Source organism: Brevundimonas naejangsanensis DSM 23858 (assembly GCF_000421705.1).
GTDB classification, from domain to species: Bacteria; Pseudomonadota; Alphaproteobacteria; order Caulobacterales; family Caulobacteraceae; genus Brevundimonas; species Brevundimonas naejangsanensis.
The window spans coordinates 1,010,842-1,030,868 of the sequence record NZ_ATXN01000002.1 but is presented as its reverse complement, the minus strand read 5'-3'; the positions used below and the strand labels follow the sequence as shown (position 1 = coordinate 1,030,868).

Annotated in this window: 17 protein-coding genes; 4 read left to right on the top strand and 13 right to left on the bottom strand. The window is 63.1% G+C overall.

Going from position 1 to position 20,027, the window contains the following annotated elements:
• Positions 1–115 precede the first annotated feature (115 nt).
• Entirely contained in the window at positions 116–1,021 is a 906-nt protein-coding gene (locus H556_RS0105240; RefSeq protein WP_024353436.1) for a LysR family transcriptional regulator, read from the bottom strand.
• Positions 1,022–1,376: 355 nt separating this feature from the next.
• On the opposite strand from H556_RS0105240, the gene H556_RS0105235 reads away from it, so the two are divergent.
• Entirely contained in the window at positions 1,377–2,270 is an 894-nt protein-coding gene (locus tag H556_RS0105235; protein WP_024353435.1) for a pirin family protein, read from the top strand.
• 162 nt (positions 2,271–2,432) lie between these two features.
• The gene (locus tag H556_RS15580; protein ID WP_051130211.1) at positions 2,433–2,750 is read left to right on the top strand and encodes an OsmC family protein; all 318 of its coding nucleotides are present in this window, start codon (positions 2,433–2,435) and stop codon (positions 2,748–2,750) included.
• A 106-nt stretch (positions 2,751–2,856) separates the two neighbouring features.
• Here the strand turns inward: H556_RS15580 and H556_RS0105225 are convergent, their stop codons facing one another.
• The 8 genes from H556_RS0105225 to H556_RS0105190 form a co-directional block, all read right to left on the bottom strand.
• Positions 2,857–3,723: a CPBP family intramembrane glutamic endopeptidase gene (locus H556_RS0105225; protein WP_024353434.1), complete on the bottom strand. Its 867-nt coding sequence runs from the start codon at positions 3,721–3,723 to the stop codon at positions 2,857–2,859.
• 109 nt (positions 3,724–3,832) lie between these two features.
• Positions 3,833–4,663 carry an alpha/beta fold hydrolase gene (locus H556_RS0105220; protein ID WP_024353433.1) on the bottom strand — a complete coding sequence of 277 codons (831 nt, stop codon included), beginning with the start codon at positions 4,661–4,663 and terminating at the stop codon, positions 3,833–3,835.
• Positions 4,663–6,315: an MFS transporter gene (locus H556_RS0105215; RefSeq protein WP_024353432.1), complete on the bottom strand. Its 1,653-nt coding sequence runs from the start codon at positions 6,313–6,315 to the stop codon at positions 4,663–4,665. The genes H556_RS0105220 and H556_RS0105215 overlap by 1 nt, the downstream gene beginning before the upstream one ends.
• Positions 6,312–6,701 (bottom strand): DoxX family protein, encoded by a 390-nt coding sequence (locus H556_RS0105210; protein WP_024353431.1) that lies wholly within the window; start codon positions 6,699–6,701, stop codon positions 6,312–6,314. The genes H556_RS0105215 and H556_RS0105210 overlap by 4 nt, the downstream gene beginning before the upstream one ends.
• A gap of 1 nt (position 6,702) precedes the next feature.
• Positions 6,703–8,415 (bottom strand): amidohydrolase, encoded by a 1,713-nt coding sequence (locus tag H556_RS0105205; RefSeq protein WP_245559416.1) that lies wholly within the window; start codon positions 8,413–8,415, stop codon positions 6,703–6,705.
• 273 nt (positions 8,416–8,688) lie between these two features.
• A complete protein-coding gene (locus H556_RS0105200; protein ID WP_024353429.1) occupies positions 8,689–9,348 on the bottom strand; it encodes a hydrolase in 660 nt (219 codons plus the stop codon).
• A 180-nt stretch (positions 9,349–9,528) separates the two neighbouring features.
• The gene (locus tag H556_RS0105195) at positions 9,529–10,173 is read right to left on the bottom strand and encodes a hydrolase (RefSeq protein ID WP_024353428.1); all 645 of its coding nucleotides are present in this window, start codon (positions 10,171–10,173) and stop codon (positions 9,529–9,531) included.
• Positions 10,174–10,289: 116 nt separating this feature from the next.
• Positions 10,290–11,285, bottom strand: a complete 996-nt coding sequence (locus tag H556_RS0105190; protein WP_211216093.1) for an alpha/beta fold hydrolase — start codon at positions 11,283–11,285, stop codon at positions 10,290–10,292.
• Between the two features lie 92 nt (positions 11,286–11,377).
• On the opposite strand from H556_RS0105190, the gene H556_RS0105185 reads away from it, so the two are divergent.
• Entirely contained in the window at positions 11,378–12,361 is a 984-nt protein-coding gene (locus H556_RS0105185; RefSeq protein ID WP_024353426.1) for a LysR family transcriptional regulator, read from the top strand.
• 72 nt (positions 12,362–12,433) lie between these two features.
• Here H556_RS0105185 and H556_RS0105180 read toward each other — a convergent pair whose 3' ends face one another.
• From H556_RS0105180 to H556_RS0105165, 4 genes are all read right to left on the bottom strand, one after another.
• Positions 12,434–13,513, bottom strand: a complete 1,080-nt coding sequence (locus H556_RS0105180; protein WP_024353425.1) for an MBL fold metallo-hydrolase — start codon at positions 13,511–13,513, stop codon at positions 12,434–12,436.
• 35 nt (positions 13,514–13,548) lie between these two features.
• Positions 13,549–14,667, bottom strand: a complete 1,119-nt coding sequence (locus tag H556_RS0105175) for a zinc-binding dehydrogenase (RefSeq protein WP_024353424.1) — start codon at positions 14,665–14,667, stop codon at positions 13,549–13,551.
• A 92-nt stretch (positions 14,668–14,759) separates the two neighbouring features.
• A complete protein-coding gene (locus tag H556_RS16840) occupies positions 14,760–16,607 on the bottom strand; it encodes a pirin family protein (protein WP_051130210.1) in 1,848 nt (615 codons plus the stop codon).
• A 201-nt stretch (positions 16,608–16,808) separates the two neighbouring features.
• Entirely contained in the window at positions 16,809–19,253 is a 2,445-nt protein-coding gene (locus H556_RS0105165) for a DUF4238 domain-containing protein (protein WP_024353423.1), read from the bottom strand.
• Between the two features lie 183 nt (positions 19,254–19,436).
• Here H556_RS0105165 and H556_RS0105160 point away from each other — a divergent pair, with 183 nt between their 5' ends.
• On the top strand, positions 19,437–20,012 hold the full coding sequence (locus H556_RS0105160) for a hypothetical protein (protein WP_155802405.1): 576 nt from the start codon (positions 19,437–19,439) through the stop codon (positions 20,010–20,012).
• Positions 20,013–20,027: the final 15 nt, after the last annotated feature.

Genomic DNA, 20,027 nt, shown 5'->3' with positions numbered 1-20,027 from the left:
ACATGGGGCCGGGGCCGCTGGCGTTAGCCGGCGGCCCCTCTTTTTGTGTTGTGGGCCCTACGGGCCCGTCGCGGGGTGGAGGCGTCAGCCACGGACCCCGACCCACCGAAGAAGGTTATGGGTGGGGCGCACTCGGGAGCGCGGCCAAGGCATCCCGGTCGTTCCAGTGCTCGATTAAGACTTGGGTCAGCGCGCGAATTTTTCGCACGGGCGGCAGACCTGACGGGCGCACGAGATATGCGCCTGCGGGCGGCGGTGGATAGCGTGTCATTACCGATATAAGAGCGCCTGATGCGAGGTGTTGGTCGATGAAATCATCGGGCAGACAAGCAAGGCCGAGCCCTGCGACCGCCGCCGATGCGAGCGCCGTGCCGTTGTCGGCTTTAAAGCGCCCGCGCGGGCGAACCGTAATGATCTTCTTGCCGTCCGCGAATCGCCACGCCTCGGTGCCTTGCATAACGGCCTCATGGTCGCCGATGTCCTCGGGCTTGTCGGGTGCGCCATGAGCCCTGACATAGTCCGGACTCGCGACCAGCTTGGCAAGAAGCGGCCCTATGCGTTTTGCCAGCAGGTTGGAGTCCGGCAGATGCCCGACCCGGATCGCGCAGTCGTATCCTTCCGTAACGAGATCAACGAACCTGTCCGTGTAGCAGCACTGGAGGCTCAGCAAGGGATGGCGACGGGCCATCTCCGCAAGTACAGGCGCTATATGCGTCGGCCCGAATGTGAGCGGCGCCGAAATCCTGAGACGCCCACGCAGTTCGCCTTCCGGCAGAACCGATTCCCTGGCTGCGTCGACATCGGCTGTGATGCGAGCAGCGTGGTCTTTCAGCGTCGCCCCGGCCTGCGTCAGAGACGCCCCGCGTGTGGTCCGGGTTAAGAGTTCCACGCCGAGCGCGCTTTCAAGCCGCGAGAGGCGACGGCTCACAATCGATTTTGCAAGGCCGAGACGCCGGGCTGTTTCGGAGACGCCGCCCGCGTCAGCCACCTCCACAAAGATGCGCAGATCTTCGATGTCCAACTAGTCGTTCCCCAAACGGCAACACGGCGTAGCTCGCAGGGGGAATACCCCAGTGTGACCCTCAGTGCGATCGTAGAAGCATCCGTGGCGGCATGCGGCGATGGCCATTCTTCGCAATGTTTCCGCTTCCGGCGCAAAGAGCAATCATAACGTTCCGCAATGGTTCCAAATCCTTCGGGCGGATTCCGTTCTGGTCCGATCAACTAGCAACGCTTCCATCTGGCCAATCTGAGCAGCCATGATCCGCAGGCCGTGGTGAAGCACGCCACACAGTGATCGCCGAGCCGGGCAGGTGCGGGTCGAGGTTCTTCAGGCGGCTCGACCGCTGAAACCACGTAGATAGAGAGACAAATCCATGATCGAAATGATCATCGAACAGCGGCGACGGAGCCTCGGCGGCGGACTGGAAGTCGGCCGCGTCCTGCCGTTCGCAAAGCGGCGCATGGTCGGGCCCTTCATCTTCTTCGACCATATGGGACCGATCGACGTCGGCGCCGGGGTCGGTCGCGACATTGATGTGCGTCCACATCCTCACATCGGACTGTCGACCGTCACCTATTTATTCGCCGGCGAGATGATGCACCGGGACAGTCTCGGCTTCACGCAGGCGGTTCGGCCTCAGGAGGTCAACTGGATGACCGCCGGCAGCGGCGTCACGCACAGCGAGCGCTTGGAGAAGGCGCGAGCCGTCGGCGACCACCTGCATGGCATCCAGGCCTGGGTCGCCCTGCCGACCGAATATGAGGAAACGACGCCGGCCTTCGCCCATTATGCTGGGGCCGATCTGCCATCCTGGCGGGACAGGGGCGTCAACGGGCATCTGATCGCCGGAAACGCCCACGGCCTGACCGCGGGCGCGCGTACCCACTCGCCGCTGTTCTATCTTCATCTCGAGCTGGAGACGGGCGCAGCCGCCGAGGTCCCGACCGGTCACAGCGAACGCGCCCTTTATGTCGCCGCAGGCGAAATCGAGTTGGGCGGCCAACGGCTGACGGCTGGCCAGATGGCGATTCTGGACAAGCAGGCGTCGTCGATGCGAGCCAATCAACCATCGACCGTGATGGTTCTCGGCGGGGAGCCGGTCGGCGAACGCTACCTATACTGGAACTTCGTATCCTCCTCTCCCGATCGGCTTCGGCAGGCTTCCGAGGACTGGAAAGCCGGTCGCATGATCCTGCCTGGCGAGGATGACCAGGAGTTCACGCCTTTTCCGGAGAATGCTCGGATCACGCCGGAGCCCCTGGCTTGAACCCGGCAGCGCGTCACGACGGCGCTGCTCTCGCGCGCAGTCTCGCTGCAGGGAAGGCGTAATGGAGGCCTATCACGCGCGCGCCGCCGCCAGAGAGACCGGCGAGAGCGTCTACGCCGTGCGCATGCAGGTCGGCCCCATGTCCTGACCGGTGATGAACCCGTGGAGGCGGGAGGCGGGGGTCTGGGGCCTGCGCCGTATGAGCTCCTGTCGGCGGCCCTGGCCGAATGCACTGCGATGACATTGAGGTGGTTCGCCCGACAGCAGGCTTGGCCGGTGGAGAGCGTCGAGGTGATCGTCAACTACAGCAAGGCGGCGCCTGCCGGAGGCAGGGCGCCGGTCGAGGTGTTCGAAAAGACAATCACGATCCACGGCTCCGGGCTTACGCATGAACAGCGGGCTCGCCTGCTCGCTGTCGCCAACAAATGCCCAGTGCAGCGAACGCTGGAAAGCACTCCCACGATCACGACGGCGATGTAATCGGCGCTATCTTTCTGCAGGGGTTTTCCCAGCAACGGCCAAAGCAGACGCCGGACGGTTGATCGCGCGGCTTACGGTTATGACTTGTCGGGCCAAGGCCCGCAGTTCATGCTCGTTTTGCCGTCGACCTGTTCTCAGCCCTGCCCAAGCTCGCCCAGCAAGCCAAGCCCACAGCCACGATCAGGGCCGTGCGAAGTCCGTCCATATAGAGCGTCGGCACGGTCGCGACGAGATTGTTGATGACGCCCTGCTGCACCGAATTGACGGCGGCATGCGCCAGCGCCGCCGGCCAGAAGCTTTTGGAGCGCAGGGTGAGCCAGCCGAAGAATAAGGCTGCGCCGATCATCTGAAGGGGAAAAAGGATCAGGGCGCCGACGATGGGATATTCAGGGAAGTTATACCCGGCTAGCAGGCCCGGCAGATGCCACGCCCACCAGACGGCCGCGATCAGAAGAATGCCTCTTCGCACGCCGACCTGGCTAATCAGGTGCCCTTGGAGGAAGCCCCGCCAAGCAAACTCTTCCCCAGTGGCCGCGACGAGACCGAACACCGAGAACGCGGCAGCCGTGACCGCGATGTTCAAAACGTAAAACGGCCAGATCTGGAAACCAGCACCGAGCAGCCACGGCCCGCCGTGGACCGTCACCCCGGTTCTTTCGAATGCAAACCATCCCATGGTCGCGACGGCGGCTCCGGCCAGGATCGCCACCATGGCAAAGGCGATGGCGGTCTCGACGGCTACGCCCAACGGTAGATAGCGGAGACGTCCCAGGCGCCAAAGTACGCCGGAGCGTGCTGGGCGATGAACTGCAATGAAGATCAAGGCCAACAGGGTGGGCGACCACATGGTGGCTAGCAAGATCAGGTCTGCGCCGCCGGTGTTGAGACCCCAGAAGCGAATAGCCGCCAGTTGAAGGAGCCAGCTGAGTGCAAGGGCGCTGGCGATGTAGACGCCTATGGACTTGCGGCCCATTCCCGCGACGATCGCTGAGCTGCTACTGGTCGGGTTTACGGCGGGCGACTGACCTCGTCGGGGGAGGCGGGAGCCCGGGAGCCGCGATCGATCGAAGGCCATGTCGACGTCAGGCCTTGATGAACGCTAGCAGGTCGGCGTTTATTACGTCGGGATGCGTGGCGAACATGCCGTGCGAAAGGCCGCGATAGGTTTTCAGCGTTCCATGCTGGAGCAAGTCAATCGCCTTTCGGGCGGAGGCCTCGATCGGCACCACCTGATCGTCCTCGCCATGCATCAGAAGCACCGGCTGTGACACAGCCTTGAGATCCTCGGTGAAGTCGGTTTCTGAAAAGGCCGCGATGCAATCGTAATGAGCCTTGGCTCCCCCCATCATGCCTTGCCGCCACCAGTTCCGGATCAGTCCCTCGCTGGGCGCTGCGCCCTCGCGATTGAAGCCGTAGAAGGGGCCGGACGGCACATCGAGGAAGAACTGCGCGCGATTCTGACTCAGAGCCTCGCGGAACCCATCGAACACCTGCATGGGCAGTCCGTCGGGATGCCGGGCTGTCTTCAACATGATCGGCGGGACCGCGCCGATAAGCACCGCCTTGGCGACCCGGCCGGGCGTGCTGCGCGCGACATAGCGGATGACCTCGCCGCCGCCGGTAGAATGACCGACGTGGACGGCGTTCTTCAGATCGAGCGCCTCGGCCAGCGCCGCCACGTCGGCGGCGTAGGTGTCCATTTCATTTCCGGCATCGGTCTGATCGGAACGGCCGTGACCGCGGCGGTCGTGCGCGATGACGCGATAGCCCTTCTGAGAAAAGAAGAGCATCTGATTGTCCCAGTCGTCCGCGCTTAGCGGCCAGCCGTGGTGGAAGACGATCGGCTGGGCGTCTTTCGGCCCCCAGTCCTTATAGAAGATGCGAACGCCGTCGTTCAGAGTTAGAAACGTCATTAGTCTACTCCTTTCAAGAATGTGAGGGGCGAGCGTCGTGTCGACAGGCGTTTCGACCCGGCGACGACTGGGGGAGCAATGAGGTGGCGAACGACGGGGGGAACGTCGCCGATGTGAAAACGCTGCATCTGTTCCTGGCTCAGGCGGTCAGCGTTGGTGACACGCTCGTGTTGGCGCAGGTGTTCGAGCCAGCTCGCGACCACAAAGCTCTCCACGACGAGGCCCGGCGTCTCGGCGTCGACGAAGACATCCCAGCGGAGGGCGCCGTCGCGTTTGCGGACGGACTTGAAGCTGTGAAGGGCGCTGGCGAACTCCGCCGTTCGAGCGGGGTCGACCCGGTATTCGATCAAGATCATCACCGGTCCTCGATCTGCAGCGTGGTCGCCCGCAACAGCCGGGCTGGCCCAATGGCCGGACGGCGTCAGATCGACGGCGTTGGCGGCAGGTAATCGGAAACGAAGCGCGATAACGGTCGCCAGTGCGGTTAAGGTTGAAGCGATACTGAGAGCGGTGGTGATGTCCGTTCGGCTGGCGAGCGCGCCCCAGAAAATGCTGCCGGCCGTCATGGCCCCCTGAAACACCAGTAAATAGATCGCCAGAGCCCTGGCCTTGATCCAGGCTGGGACGGCCATCTGGGCGGCGACGTTGAGCGCAGACAGCATGGTGATCCACGCCAGGCCGGCTAGAAGCATGACGATGCCCGCGACCCAGACGTTGGGGGCGTGCGCCAGCGATAGGGTCGCCACAGCAAACAGCAGCGAGGCGCAGATCGACAAGCTGTTGGGGCTTACGTGCTTGCGAAGAAGCGACAGGCCGACGGCCCCGACTATGGCGCCTGCTCCCATACAGCCCAGCAACGCGCCGTACCCGGCCGCATCCAGCCCAAGCTCTCGACGTCCGACCAGAGGAAGAAGGGCCCAAAGAGCGCTCGAGAAGAGGAAGAAAGCGACCGCGCGGATGAGGACGAGCTGCAGCGCAGGCGCATGGCGTGCGTAGCGAAAGCCGGAGCGCAGGGCGCCGAAAAAATGCTCTGCAGGCAGGGAGCTGACCTCGACCTGTCGCCGCCACATGACGAGAACGCCAAGGACGGCCAGGATAGAGACGGCGTTAAGAGCGTAGACGGCAGGCGGCCCAGACAGGGCCACGATGACGCCGCCGAGCGCGGGGCCAATGGCGCGCGCGATATTCACGCCGAGGCTGTTCAGCGAGATCGCCTCGGCCAGAACGGGCCTGTCCACGAGCTCCGGCACAATGGCTTGGAAGGCTGGGGCGCTGAGCGCAGCGCCCAGTCCCATCACCGCCGTCAGCCCCAGCAATAGCAGCGGCGTGGTCAGGCCAAGCCAGGTCGTGGTCGCGAGCGCGGCCGCGCCGACCAGAATCAGGAGTTGCGATCCGATCAGCAGCTTGCGTCGGTCAATCACGTCCGCCAGCGCGCCTGCAGGCAGGGCGAACAGGAATATCGGCAGGGTGGTCGCCGTCTGCACCATGGCGACCCAGAGCGGGCTGGGCGACAGCGAGGTCATCAGCCACGCGGACCCGACATCATTCATCCAGGTGCCGATGTTCGACACTATGGTGGCGATCCAAAGGGCGCGGAATGCCGGAGTGGTCAAAGGCGACCGGGCTGCGCTTTCAAACGTCGCGGTGCTCATGGCAGGGGGCTTTCCGCCGACACGACGGCCAGGCCCAGACCGTCGACGAGGCCCAGGTTGGACAAAAGGGCGTTCAGATGATGGGTTCGTTCCCTGCCCTTGGGGGCCGTCCAGGAAGCGTGGCCGACCAGCAAGGCGAGGACAGTGAAGGATGTGAGGAGTGATGCGTCGATCCACACCGCTCGCCCCGAAATCACCAAGCCGGATCCGCCGAGTTGGATAGCGACGACGATAGCGGCCTCTAGGGCAGGAGAAGGCAAGCCTCTGCTGCGGAGTTCAGCTTTGGCCGCCCCGAAATCGAGCAGCTTCGACACGCCGTTTGCCCAGAAGGCAGCCGTGAGCAAGATGCTTCCAGAGACGGTCGCCCGCTTGAAAAGGATGCTCATCCTAAACCGCCCAGCAGGCGCAGCCGAGCGCCCCCCAGAAGGATCGGGCGTCAGCGGCCGGAACCTGAAGGCGCATTGCGGCCGCGTGATCGTGCCCGTGCACGCCGCAGGCCGTGGCGCACCCGCAAGCCGCCGCGACCTTGGCGAAAAAGCCCGCAGGCTCTTGCGCCCTGGTCGAGTGATAGCCGCCGAAGGCGCGCACTGGCGACCAGTCCGGCGTGGGCGGTGGAATTGGCGGCGCCTCGCTCGCGAAGTCGCCGGATCCCCAGACAACCTGTCCGCCTAGCAGGGTCAGGTCGCTTTCGATGTGAACGATTTCGTCTTCGGCCACCGAGAAATAGTCGCGGTCCAGCACGACCAGATCGGCCAGATGGCCCTCGGCGATGACGCCCTTCTTGCCCTCTTCATTGGAGAACCAGGTGTTAGCTTCGGTCCAAAGGCGCAGCGCCGTCTCGCGGTCCTGACGCTGGGCGGCTGGATACATGCGTAGGCCGCCGAGGCTCCTGCCTGTCACGAGCCAACTCAGTGAAGCCCAGGGGTTGTAGGACGCGACCCGGGTCGCATCGGTGCCCGCGCCGACCGGCACGCCCGAAGCCAGCATCCGCGATACCGGCGGCGTGTTCGCCAGGGCTTCGACGCCATAGCGCTCGGCGAAATCTTCGCCCTGGTACATCATGCGGTGCTGGACGGCGACGCCGCCGCCGAGAGCCGCGATGCGGTCGATATTTTTCTGGCTCACGGTCTCAGCGTGGTCGAAGAACCAGTGCAAGCCATCGAATGGCATGTCGCGGTCGACCTTCTCAAAGACGTCTAAAGCCCGGTCGATCGTCTCGTCGTATGTGGCGTGCATGCGCCAGGGCCAGCGCTGCTCAACCAACTGGCGCACCACCGGCTCCAGGTCGTCCTCCATGCCGACGGGCAGGTCAGGGCGCGGCTGGTGGAAGTTTTCGAAGTCGGCGGCGGAATAGACCAGCATCTCGCCCGCTCCGTTGTGGCGATAATAGTCGTCGCCCTGGCCGGGATGGATCTTTGCGCCCCAGGACTTGAAGTCCGCCAGCTCTTCCTTCGGTTTTTGGGTGAAGAGGTTGTAGGCCAGCCGGATCGTGAGCTGACCGTCCTCGTGCAGCTTCTCGATGATCTCGTAGTCGTCGGGATAGTTCTGGAAGCCGCCGCCCGCGTCGATGACGCTGGTTACGCCCAGCCGGTTCAACTCGCGCATGAAGTGGCGGGTCGAGTTCAATTGATACTCTTCCGGCAGCTTCGGGGCCTTGGCCAGGGTAGAGTATAGGATAAAGGCGCTGGGCTGTGCGATCAGCATGCCGGTTGGCTCGCCAGACGCGTCACGCTGGATGTCGCCCCCCGGAGGATTAGGCGTGTCTCTGGTAAAGCCGACGGCGCGGAGCGCCGCGCGGTTCATTAGGGCCCGATCGTAAAGGTGCAGGATGAAAACCGGGGTCTCTGGCGCGGCGGCGTTGATCTCGTCGAGCGTCGGCAGCCGCTTTTCGACGAACTGGTGGCGGGTGAAGCCGCCGACGACGCGCACCCACTGCGGCGGCGGCGTATTCTGAGCCTGGGCCTTCAGCATGGCCATGGCGTCGGCCAGGCTGGGTACGCCGTCCCAGCGGAGCTCCATGTTGTAGTTCAGCCCGCCGCGGATGAAGTGGGTGTGGCTATCGATCAGGCCCGGCACCACCCGCCGGCCGCCCAGGTCCATGATCTTTGTCAGGGGGCCTGCGGTGGGCAGGATTTCGTGCGCAGAACCCACAGCGGAAAAGAGCCCGTTCTTGACCGCCACGGTGTCGGCGCTCGGGTTCGATCGGTCCAAAGTAGTGAATCGACCGCCGCTTAGGATTAGATCAGGGGTCTCGGTTGAGGGCATGCCGGAACTCCGGGCCAAAGAGCGAACATAGCGAAGCCGGTCACGTGCGGGCGCAAGGCTGAGCTTGCGAAGCCCGCGGCGCCCGGCCGCCGCGGGAACATTTGCGGATCAGCCCTCGCGGGCGTCTTCTCCGAGCATGGCTAGGGCGTAGTGCAGGCCGATCCCGTAAGCGCCGCCAAAGTCGGCGGCGGCGGCGGTGGTCGTGTCGTAGGTTTCGGTACGGGCCCAGTCGCGTTGCAGTTCGAGGAGATACTGCAGTGACGTCATCGGGCGAGCTCCCGCCTGGATCATGCGTTGCACAGCGCGTTCGTGCGCTTCATCGGAGATGTCGCCGGACGCGTCGGTGATGACGAAGACCTCAAAACCTTGATCCAAAGCGGAGAGCACGGGGCCGGTGATGCATACCGACGTCCACAGGCCCGCCAAGACGATGCGTGACTTGCCCGCAAGATTGACAGCGTCGGTTACCTGGGCGTCTTCCCACGCATTCATCGTGGTTCGGTCATAGACTTCGGCGTCGGGGAAGGCGGTTCGGATCTCATGGAAGATAGGGCCCGAGAACGATTTTTCAGCAACCGTCGTCAGGATGGTAGGGATCTCGAAGTCGCGGGCTGCGGCCGAAACCAGGGCCGTGTTGGTGCGCAGTGTCGAGATGGGGATGGATGCCGTAGCGAAAGCCATCTGCGGTTGGTGATCAACCAGGATCAGGGTGTGATCGGTCGGGGTAAGCAGACCTTTGCCGGCCGACGGGGTGGCGGTGATTGGCATTTGAATGTCCTCAAGTCTGGCGAGTTGCAGCTTGTCAGTGAGCTCATGATGATCACCGCATCAGGATGATCGGCCCTGGCGGTGGTTAGCGTGGTGCGGCAAGCGAGGCTCGAGCCTCCCCGCTCGAAAGAGAGGGCGGCTCATCCACCGTTCGGAACTTCCCGCATGGATCGTCGGTGGCTACGATTCCTGCGCCGCTTCGGCCGCCTTTTCCGGATTGAAGCCGTCGAAGCTCTGGAAGACGTCCATGAAGCCCGCAACGGTGGCCTCACGCGCCCAGTCGCGCTGAAGCTCGCAGTACATCTGAACCCGGCTGATCAACTTCACACCGGCCTGTTCCATCCGGCGCAGGGCTGCGTCGTGCGCCGCCAGAGAGGTGCCGCCTACGGCATCGACCGGCACGTAGACCTCGTAGCCTTCCTGGATGGCGTCGAGCGCCGGGAAGGTCAGGCACGCTTCGGTCCAGAGCGCCGTCATGATGAGCTTGCGGCGACCGATCGCCTTAACAGCCTGCTTGAACTCGACGTCTTCCCAACTGTTGATCGACGTGCGGTCATAGGTCGGAAGGTGGCCGATGACGTCCTGCAGTTCCTGAATGGGAGGCTTGTTCCGGCCGGTCGCAACATTGACGGTCGAATGGACGATCGGCAGACCATAGTTGACCGCCGCCCTGGCCACGCCCGTGATATTGAAGACGAGTTCGTCGCGCGGCATCGAGCGGATTGAGGATACCTGAATCGGCTGGTAGTCGATCACTATGAGGGCGGAATTCTCGGGCGACAGAAGTTGGTCGGTGTGTGGATTGCGGATCGTTTCGCTGGTCATGAGGCGGCCTTGGCGGATGAAAAATTGGCGGGCTAATCGTCATAGATACGGTGGGGAGGGCCCTGCGCAGCCCGAAAGGGGGCTGCGGCTTGCTCAGCAAACGCAGAGCGCGGACGTCATCGGACGAGCCGTCGTTCAAGGAATTCCCGGATGTAAGCCGAGATTTCGCGAGCGTGTGTCTCGAGCGCGAAGTGGCCCGCATCGAGAAGGTGGACCTCGGCGTCGGGAAGGTCGCGTTTATAGGCCTGCGCGCCCGCGGGAATGAACGCTTGGTCGTGGCGCCCCCATACGGCCAGCAGAGGCGGGCGGTGTTCACGAAAATAGGTGTGAAAGGCCGGGTAGAGCTCGACATTGCTACGGTAGTCGAGGATCAGGTCGAGTTGGATGTCCTCTGCCCCAGGACGCGCCATGTAAGCGATGTCGAGTTCGTATCCGTCGGGGGACAGTAGGTCAGGTGGGGAACCGGGCCCATACTGGAAGTCGCGGATCGCGTCCGGGGAGAGCGACGCGCGGCAGGCTTCACGGTTTGCTTCGCTCGGGTCGCGCCAGTAGGCCTGCCAAGGTCCCCAGTTGTCGCTGAAGCCCTCAAGGTAGGCGTTGCCGTTCTGCGAGATGATCGCGGTGACGCGTTCGGGGCGCCTCATCGCCAGTCGCAGGCCGGTAGGAGCGCCGTAGTCGAAGATGTAGATCGCATAACGGCGGAGCCCCAGGGCATCCACGAAACCGTCGACAACGTCAGCCAGAGCGTCGAAACTGTAGGTGAACTGGCCCCGCGGGGGCGCTTTAGTCTGTCCGAAACCAGGAAGATCGGGTGCGATTACGCGATAGCGATCAGCCAATTCGGGTATGAGGTCCCGGAACATGTGGCTGGCGGACGGAAAGCCGTGGAGCAGCAGAATAACTGGCGCGTCTAGCGGCCCGGCCTCGCGGTAGAACACGTCTACCTCGCCCACCTTCTGCGTGAGATATCGAACGGTAGTCATCGGCCTATCCTTTGATTTCGCCTGAGCAGGCTCGGCTCTTGCAGCCTGCAGTGCGGGCAAGGCGATTGTTCCTCCAGCAAGGAGAGCAAGTGCAGCGCGGCGAGGATGGGTGGGGTTGGGCGCGTCCATCAGAGACCTCCTGAAAGAGGACCGATGGTATTTATTCCACTGGCCGTTAGAACTCTTGCCGTTGGCGTATCTTAGTTGCAGATTCTGGAACGATGGATCGCCTCGACGCCATGGCATTGTTTGTATCGGCAGTGGACGAAGGGTCACTGGCTGCCGCTGCGCGGCGTCACGGCCGCTCGCCTGCTGCCGTCACACGTGCGGTGGCGCTGCTGGAGCACTTCGCCGGCGCGACTCTGCTTTTGCGCTCCACGCGGCAACTCAGCCTTACGCCGGCCGGCGCGCGCCATCTGGCGACCTGGCGCGAAGTGCTATTGAAGCTTGATGAGGTGGCCTGCGAGCAATCGGGGGGGTCGCTCAGAGGCGAGGTCGTCCTGACTGCGCCGGAGCTCTTCGGGCGTCTCAAAGTGTTGCCTACTGTCGAAACGTTCCTGAGGAACCACCCCGCCGTTTCTGTACGCGCCTTGTTGGTCAATCGTGTCGTCAATCTGATCGGTGAGGGCGTGGACCTGGCGGTTCGTATCGCACCGCTTCCTGATTCAACGCTGTCAGCGATCAAGATCGGTCAAGTACGCATACTGTTTTGCGCCTCTCCCGATTATTTGAATGAGGGGGGGGCGGTGGCGTCTATCGGCGACCTGGAGCGCCACAGCTGCGTCGGATTAAACGCGGAAAGCGGCGCTGAGCTATGGCCGTTTAGGGCGGTAGGGGAGCGAAAAGGCGGGGTGCGATCGGTTCGTGTCCGTACGCGGTTGAGCGTGAGCCACCAAGCGGCCGTCATCGACGCGGCTCTTCGGGGGCAGGGCGTCATCAGCGCGCGATCTTATCAAGTTGCGGAACACATCGCGGCCGGGCGCTTGGTGCGCGTTCTTGAGAGTTTCGAACCGCCTGCTGTTCCGGTCCATCTGGTGTTCTCGGCTGACCGAGCCAAACGGGGAGCTGTCCGGAGCTTCATTGATCACGTAGCGGCGGATCTGAAGGCGGAGTTGCTCGGCGTTGAGGCGAATATTCAAGGGCGCGGATCTGACGGGGAGCGTGGGGCAACGCATGCGGATAGTTCGAGACGGGCCTCGCTGTAGACGTCTCGCGCCTCACGGTCGCAGTAGACCCTCCCTCGGTTTTAAAGAAAACGAGGGAGGGCCGGAGGCCGATCAGGCGTAGAATGGCGGCGGATTCTCGCCCCTCTTGCGATAGTCTGGGCGCGGTCGCTCTAGGCGGATCGACTCGAGGACTGTGTAGGCGTGATATTTGGTCTGGGTGGTGACGCCGGCTAACCGCTCAGACCAGAGCTTGCCGTTGCTGGTCTTCTTCTCGAGCACGTGCTTGGTGGCGTAATTCACCATTGAGTTGATCCAGTTCTCCGTCCCTACCCAGAAGCGATCGAGGCCAGGTTTTAGCAGGATGTCCACCAGTCGATCCGATCGCGAGTAGCGATCAACGGCGAGTTGGGCGCCCTCCAGCACATCGGCGAAATACTCGATGCCCTCCTTCACCAGTTCAGGCGTGCCGTACTTCATGTGGTGCCCCGCCACCAGGAAGTCGAAGTCATACTCCATGATCTGGTGCTGAGCCTCGTACCAGGCCGTAATGTTCTGTGACGCGTCGCAGTGCATAAAGGTGGCGCTGCCCGGACTCAGGATGTCGATCACCGTCAGCACCTTCTGGGCCGGGGCGTAGATGAAGATGTTGCCTGGGCAGTGGTTTTCGCCCTTGTAGGAGAGCTCAAGCGTCACTCCGCCGACGATGAGGGTGTGCGCCTTGTCGAATGTCAGCGTGGGAATGGGTCGGTTAGGGTCGGGAAAGCGCTCGAGCAACTCCTTTGTGATCTCATGGGCGACGATTTGGACGTCCGGCCCGTAGATCGAAGCGGCGCCGATATGGTCGGTGTGCCAATGACTGTAGATCACGTGGGTGACCGGCTTGTCGGTCACGTCCTCGATGGCGGCCAGCATGTTCTCGCCGAGCGTGGGCGGTGCGTCGATGGCGATCACGCCGTCCGCGGTCACCACAAAGGCTGCGTCATAGCCGCCGCTGGTCACCCAGTAGAAACCGTCGCGCAATTCTTCAACGTGGTAGCCGAGCTTCTGGAAGCGCTCGCTCCGGAAGTAAGGCGGGTAATATTCGGGAGGGTCGAGCGGATGCTCGCCCGCTTCCGGAAACCCGTACCGGTCGATGCCGAAGAATCCGGGCGTATCCGATGCCGTGATCGGTTTTTGATGGTTGTCACACATCGTCTGTCTCCAAGTTGAAGTCGGTGAAATGTCTGTCAGCCGCGCGGAGCGTCGAAGCGGAGCACCGCCTTGATGACGCGCCCTGCAGCAGCGTCGTCAAACGCCTCGTTGATGTCGGCGAAGTCGTAGAAGGTTATCAGGCGATCGAACGGGAACCGACCGCTGCGGTAGAAGTCGATCAACTCAGGGATCAGCAGGGAGGACACCGCATCGCCCTGGATGATCCCCTGCAACGTCTGGCCTAGCGTCAGCCGGGACGCATCCAGGGTCGCGCCCGAATGATCGTTGAAGGCGACGAAGCCGAAGCGTCCCATCGGCGCCAGGGCGGCGACGCCCGCGTCGAGGTTCTCTTTTCGGCCGCTTGTATCCAGGACGTACTCAATCCCTCTGGGGATGATGTCCCGTATGGCCGCTGCGACATCAGTGGTCTCGCGTGCATTAATGACATGGGTGGCGCCAAGTTCGAGGGCCAGCTGTAGTCGCTCGGCGTTGACATCGACTGCTATGACCGTTGCCGCGGCCGCGACCTTGGCCGCCATGATGGCCGCCAGCCCGACCGCTCCGACGCCGAAGACCACCATGGACGCGCCCACCGTGACCGCCATGGCCTTCAACACCGCGCCCGCACCCGTCTGAAATCCGCAGCCCAGCGGCCCGAGCAGCTCCAGCGGGATATCATCCGGAACCTTTATGGTGTTCCGGGCGTGAGCCAACGCATAGGTCGCGAAGGACGACTGGCCGAAGAAGTGGGCGCGCAAGCCCTTCACTTCATCGGACCCGACGCCGATGGAGCCGTCCAGCCGCGCACCGGCGAAGTTCGTCTCCCAGACGTGGTCGCAATAGGCGGCATGGGAAGACAGGCACGGCTTGCACTGACCGCAGGAGTGATACGACAGCACGACGTGGTCCCCCGGCTTCAGGTGGACTACGGCGGATCCGACCTGCTCCACGACGCCCGCGCCTTCGTGTCCAAGGATGGCCGGCAATGGCGCGGGGATATGCTGCTGCCGCACATGGGCGTCCGTTGCACAAATGCCGGTCGCAACCATGCGGACAAGAACCTCGTCGGCGCGCGGGTCGTCGATGATTACCTTGCGGAAGGTGAAGGCCGCGTCCTTTTCAGCGATGACTGCGGCTCGGGCCAGGACGCTCATGCTGCGCTCGCTGGGATGATGTCGAAAGTCGGCAAGGCGCGCTCCTCGTGAAGCACCGAAACCTGCATGGGCTAGGGCCGGGCTTCGGCTAGCTAACCACTCTCGCCTGCGTCCCTATAGTGCGCCTTGTGGGAACAGAGAGTTGCAATGCCGGAACCTAAGGCGGTGGACGTGGTGGACGGCCGCCCTGCGTCTCGGCGTCGCCAATCGATCGCCAGCCGCCGCGTCGGCCAGCGTGAGCAAGCTCTGCGCGGTGATGCTGACGCGGACCGCAAAGGGCGTCTCAGGCCGCTCTTTCTGGCCGACAAGTGGCGACCTGTGATCGTAGAGCGTCCGTGGAGCGGACCTATGCGGGCAAAGATTCGGCCTGCGGGAATTCCCCGTGTCGATAGCTCCGGTAATAGCCGTCCAACTCTTGCGCCGATCCGGCGATGAAGGGGCCTCGCGCGACCACTTGGATATCCTGGGGCTGGCCCGCGTAGAGCATGATGCGGCCACCCAATGGGCCCGCCGTCAGTCGCAGCCGGCTTTCGCCTTTCTCCTCGAGAGGATGCGTCCAGCCAACGAAGGATCTGCCGGGAGCATACAACGGCTTCGTAGTGGGCTCGGCGGACCGGCATTTGATCGCGCTTCAAAATCTGGACCCGGGGTTCCATGTTCCGATCGCGCTCGGGGAGAATAAGCCATAGCTGGAAAAGGCGCATGCCGGTCGAGACGACGGTGTCCTTATTGTGGACGATGCCGCTCCCTGCAGTCATCCACTCAACGTCGCCTTCCTCAAGGCGGCCTGTGCCGTCTTCCATGAAGCCGTTCAGCATGAAGGTGACCGTTTCCAGCCCGGCGTGTGGGTGGGCTTCGCCGAATGGCCCGCCAGATGTGACCTGATCGTCGGCCATCAGGAAAAAGGGGTCAGTCAACGCCAGGTCGCCTGGTTTGACCGCCTGTCGAAAGAAGCGTCCAACGGAGTCCGCATCGCAGGTCTCACCCTTGGCTCCGGGCCGGGCCGACCAGCCATGGTAGGCGTCGAGGGCAGTCTGAGTGTCTGTGGTGGCAGGAATGGTCTCCGTGGTCACCCGAAGCGTCAGAGGTAGCCAAGCTTCATCGATGGACAGGTTTTGGCCGAGCCCCAGGATGGAAAAGCTGTCGTTGGTGTCTGCGGTCCAGCGGATGAGGCGGTCAATCAGAACCGCCGTTGCGTGCACTTCACCCTTCGACAGGTCGATGCCCGCCGATCGCAGGAGCGCTACGATGCCGGCGACGGTTCGGCGTCCGCGGCTCGCGATCATGATGGAGGCGAACCGGTAAAGCGCATCCCAGGCCGAACGGGCTTGCGCGGGGTTCCCGCAGAGGTAAGCCAGTTCGGCGCGCGCCGCGGCGACATGCGCGGCGTTGCCGTCAAGGGCGGCCACGGTCACGATCCGCAGTCGCCCGCAGACGCCAGCGATATCCAGTCCCCCAGCGGTCAAGCTGTCCCGAAAATCCGCCGCGAGGGGATCGATCTCCGCTGAGGGATCCTGGCCCAAGCGAATGATGTCGGCGGCTAGACCCTGGGCGACTGTTCGGCTGCTGAAGGGGCACACCGCGAGAACACCGAAGGCCGCGCTTCCGTCGGCGAGGACGGTGGCCAAGTCGGTTAATGCGTCGGTTAACGCAGCCCCGGCAGACAGTCCCTTCTTGACCTGAATCTCCACGCGATCGCCGTTGACGAGAGTCAGGCGAATGTCGTCACCGCCGCGTCCCGTCTCACAGGCGACCTCGCGAGGTGTGTCGTCGGCCAGCCCATCCAGCCAGCCGAGCGGCGCGCCGCGTCCCGCATAGGCGAGGGCGATGGCTGTTACCGCAGCCTGATAGTTGTAGCCGCCCGCCGCCGTCGGTCCACCACCGCGTTTGCGAGGCTGACGACGCGCGATCGGGGGTCGTGTTGTCTTCAACTTAGCCAAGGGTTTCCGCCGGTCTGATTCGGTAGATCAGTCTACAGGGTCGTGAATGAACAAGGATGGGCGCGCACCGCGCGGAGCCACTCCAACGCCTGGATCACCGCCTTCATGGCCGTCTGTCAGGTGGCCCTGGTGCCGCAGTTGAGGGACGTCGCGATCGAGTGGCCCTGTAGGGATGAAATTGGGATGGGAGCTGGTCGCGCCCTACCCCAGGCCGGGCAGGTGGCTAACGGTCGATGGGCCAGGCGGCGCGATGAAAAAAGCCATCGGAACACTCGAGAGATGATGCTCTGAGCTCGACATCAGAAGCAGGCGGTTGATCGTGTGATCCTGGATGCCCTGCGCCGGGAGCGCCGTTCGTATCTGTGCAGTCATGGTGGGCTGGCCGGATTTGGCGATGGCCTTCTGCGCGGTTGAGTGGATGCGCCCGAACTGCGAGGCGATCGAGGCCTCCACGTTCGGCTTGGGGCCTTTGACCGAACGCGTCTGAAGATAGCGTAAGGCACCGGAGAACAGGTCGGGGTAGGTCGCCGTCGAGGCGGAGCCGGTCAGGAAGAGATTCATCGGCTCGGTCGGAAAGGCGAAGCTCGCGCCTTCGATCACGCGCGCCAGTCCATTCAAACCGTCATTGGCGGGGCTTCCCTTGACCCGCATGGCCGTCATGACCTCTCTCCACCGGTCTGGCGAGTCCGTCACGATCGCAGCCCCAGTCGCCTGGGCGAGGTACATCGCCATCTCGAAGTTCGGTGCGAGGCTCATCGTTGTGAGAAGCCCCTTTTCCTTGCCTGCAGGCAGGCCGTCCGGCTGCAGCGATATCAGGGGATCGTTCAGCCTAAGCTCGTCCAGCGCCACACGAAGATCCTCACGACTGGCACCCTCGAGGCCAGGGAGGCCCTCGTCTATCCTCTTCTCGAACACCTCGTCGGGCATGAGCATCAGGGCGCGTCGCGCATCCGCTTCCATCAATCGGTAGGCGGCAGGGTCCTGCGGTGCGTCCTCCGGGCGTCGCGCCCCGCGGGACTGCGCCATGTGCATCATCTGATCGCGAAGGTGGAAATCGAAGACGCAGGGGTCGGGGACCAGGTTGACCAGACCCGCGTCGACCAAGGGGAACAGTTTCAGGAAGGTGAGGACAGCCTTGAGGACCTCCTGCCGATAGGCCTGTGGCTGTTCGACCGGGCTGAATTCCTTCGCCAACACCCCCGGATGGGCGAAGGGGTGTTGGATAATCACCTCGCCGAAATAGAGGGCCATGCCGACGGCATGTCGGCCAATCGACTCAGGGTGGATCAGACCGGTGTAGACCGCGCGGGGGCGCCCATCCGGTTTGGGAAGCAGTTGAAGCAGGTCGGTCTCGAGCGGCCAGAAGGCGGCGAAGACGCCATAGAGGCGGGCAATCTTCTCGTCCGTCATCGCACGCCGGACCTCGTCCCAGCTTTTGCCCTCGGCGAAGCCGCAGATGTCCAAGATCGCGTTGTACAGGGACAAGTTGCGTTCGCGGATGCTCATCGCCGTCCAGCTCGGGCGAAGGTGATCCGGGCGCGTGGCGCAGCAGGCGCGGTAGGCGTATTCGGAGCCACAGCCGCACGAATCGTTCGGCTGCCGTTTGGTGGGCACTTTCGTCAGTTCTTCCAGTGGTTTCTCGGTGCGACCGAAGGCATCCTGATAGAAGACGCGACCGTCCTCCATCTTGGCGAACATCTCGCCGCCGAACCCCCAGAGTTCATTCTTCGGCGGCAACAGCGGCTCCCCCAGGGCGCGCCAGTCCCCGACGGCCTCGGCTTCCGGGTGGAGCCACTCCTTTCGTCCAGCCGCGACATAGCGACTAGCCCTAGCCTTCAGGATCGCATTGATCCTGAGGACCTCCCCACGTTGCAGCGATCTCGTCCTGACGAACTCGTCCGCCTTCACCATCGATTGGCGGAAGCTCCGCGCGAAGGTGCGTTTGTCCAGCGGTGCGCGTCCCGGTTCCTGGGCGAACTCGAGGTTCGTCAGGATCAGGCAGAAGTCCCTGCTCAGGGGGAAGATCGTCTGCGAGCCCTTCAGCGCGATCGACGGGTCGTTAGGATAGCAGTTCCGGGCGTCGCTGGGGGGCAGGGCCGGATTGTAAATGGTGACTGGGTGGTCGGTGATCAGGAACTTCACATCGGACGCTTCGGCGGACACGATCTCGCGAACGCCCTGGCTCCAGATGGTGCAGTTCATCATCCGGACACCCTGCATCTCCTCCATCAGTTCATTCTGGGTCAGGCCGGGATACTGGGTCCGCAACCAGGCGAGCCCCTTCGGTGTGCGGAGCTTCTGCGTATCGATGTAGCCGAACAGGGTCTGGAAGTGCCTGATCCACTCGTTCCTGTCGTCGGCCATAAACGCCCGGACCGCCGGAGCGCCGCTTCGATCGACGGCGCCGAACAGCATCCGCTCGATCTCGTCATTGACGTCCTCGCCGAAGAAGGTGGTGTAGAGATCCTTCTTCACGAAGCAGCGGGACGTCGGCCGATACGACAGCGACTTGCCGGGCTTCAGGGAGCCGTCGCTCTGACGGTACTGGACCGGTTGTAGATCGAGATAGGCGAGGGCGCTCTGGCCGGGTTCGAAGAACCCTTCCTGGTACCAACGCGGGACATAGTGGTTATCGCGGCTCGCCATCGGACCATGGTCGGCGAGCAGCGTCAGGAGATCAATCGGCTATCGGTACCGAACAAGTGGTGCCCCATCAGTGGGGGGATTGATGATCTCTAGAAGCATTCGCTTCGGATGAGGGCGTCATCGCCGTCAAAGCACAGCCATTTGGCTTAGTGTGCAGCGCTGGGATGTGCGTTACCGAGTGTCATGACTTTTTCCTCAGGCTTGACGCCCATCGCGATCGAACTGCTCCGGCTCTGTGGCAGCCTAGTAGCTGCAGTGGTAGGCGGCGGTCTCGTCATTTTGGCGAACTGGGTCACAGATAGGCGCAAGCGCCGTGTTGAAGAAGACCTTCGAGCACAACGCGAACGGACCTTGCTGACGGGTATGTTCGCCGTCCGCAATCATATCGCGGAACGATTGAACGCCTTTGGCGATTCTGGCCGTCTTTCGGAGCTCTATCGCTTAAGGACTGCCCAAGCTTATGTGCAGCGCTTTGTTGAAGCGACCCCTGACGGGACGGAAGCATTGATGATCGCCGTATTGGAGGTGGGCCTGAAGCTGGACGCGCTTCTGAGCACGCTCGATCGAGCCCCACTGAAACTGACGCGGACGGCGATGAATGCCATTTTGCCGACAGTCGTGGATGAAGCGAACGAGTTGCTTGCCGCCCTTCATCAGTTCGACATCATCGCCCAAAGCAGTCTTGGATTTGTTGATGAAGAGGACCTGCGTCGCTGGGGTGCACCAGAAGACGTTTTTACAGCTTCGGATGACCGGTAAGTTATTAGGGGTGGC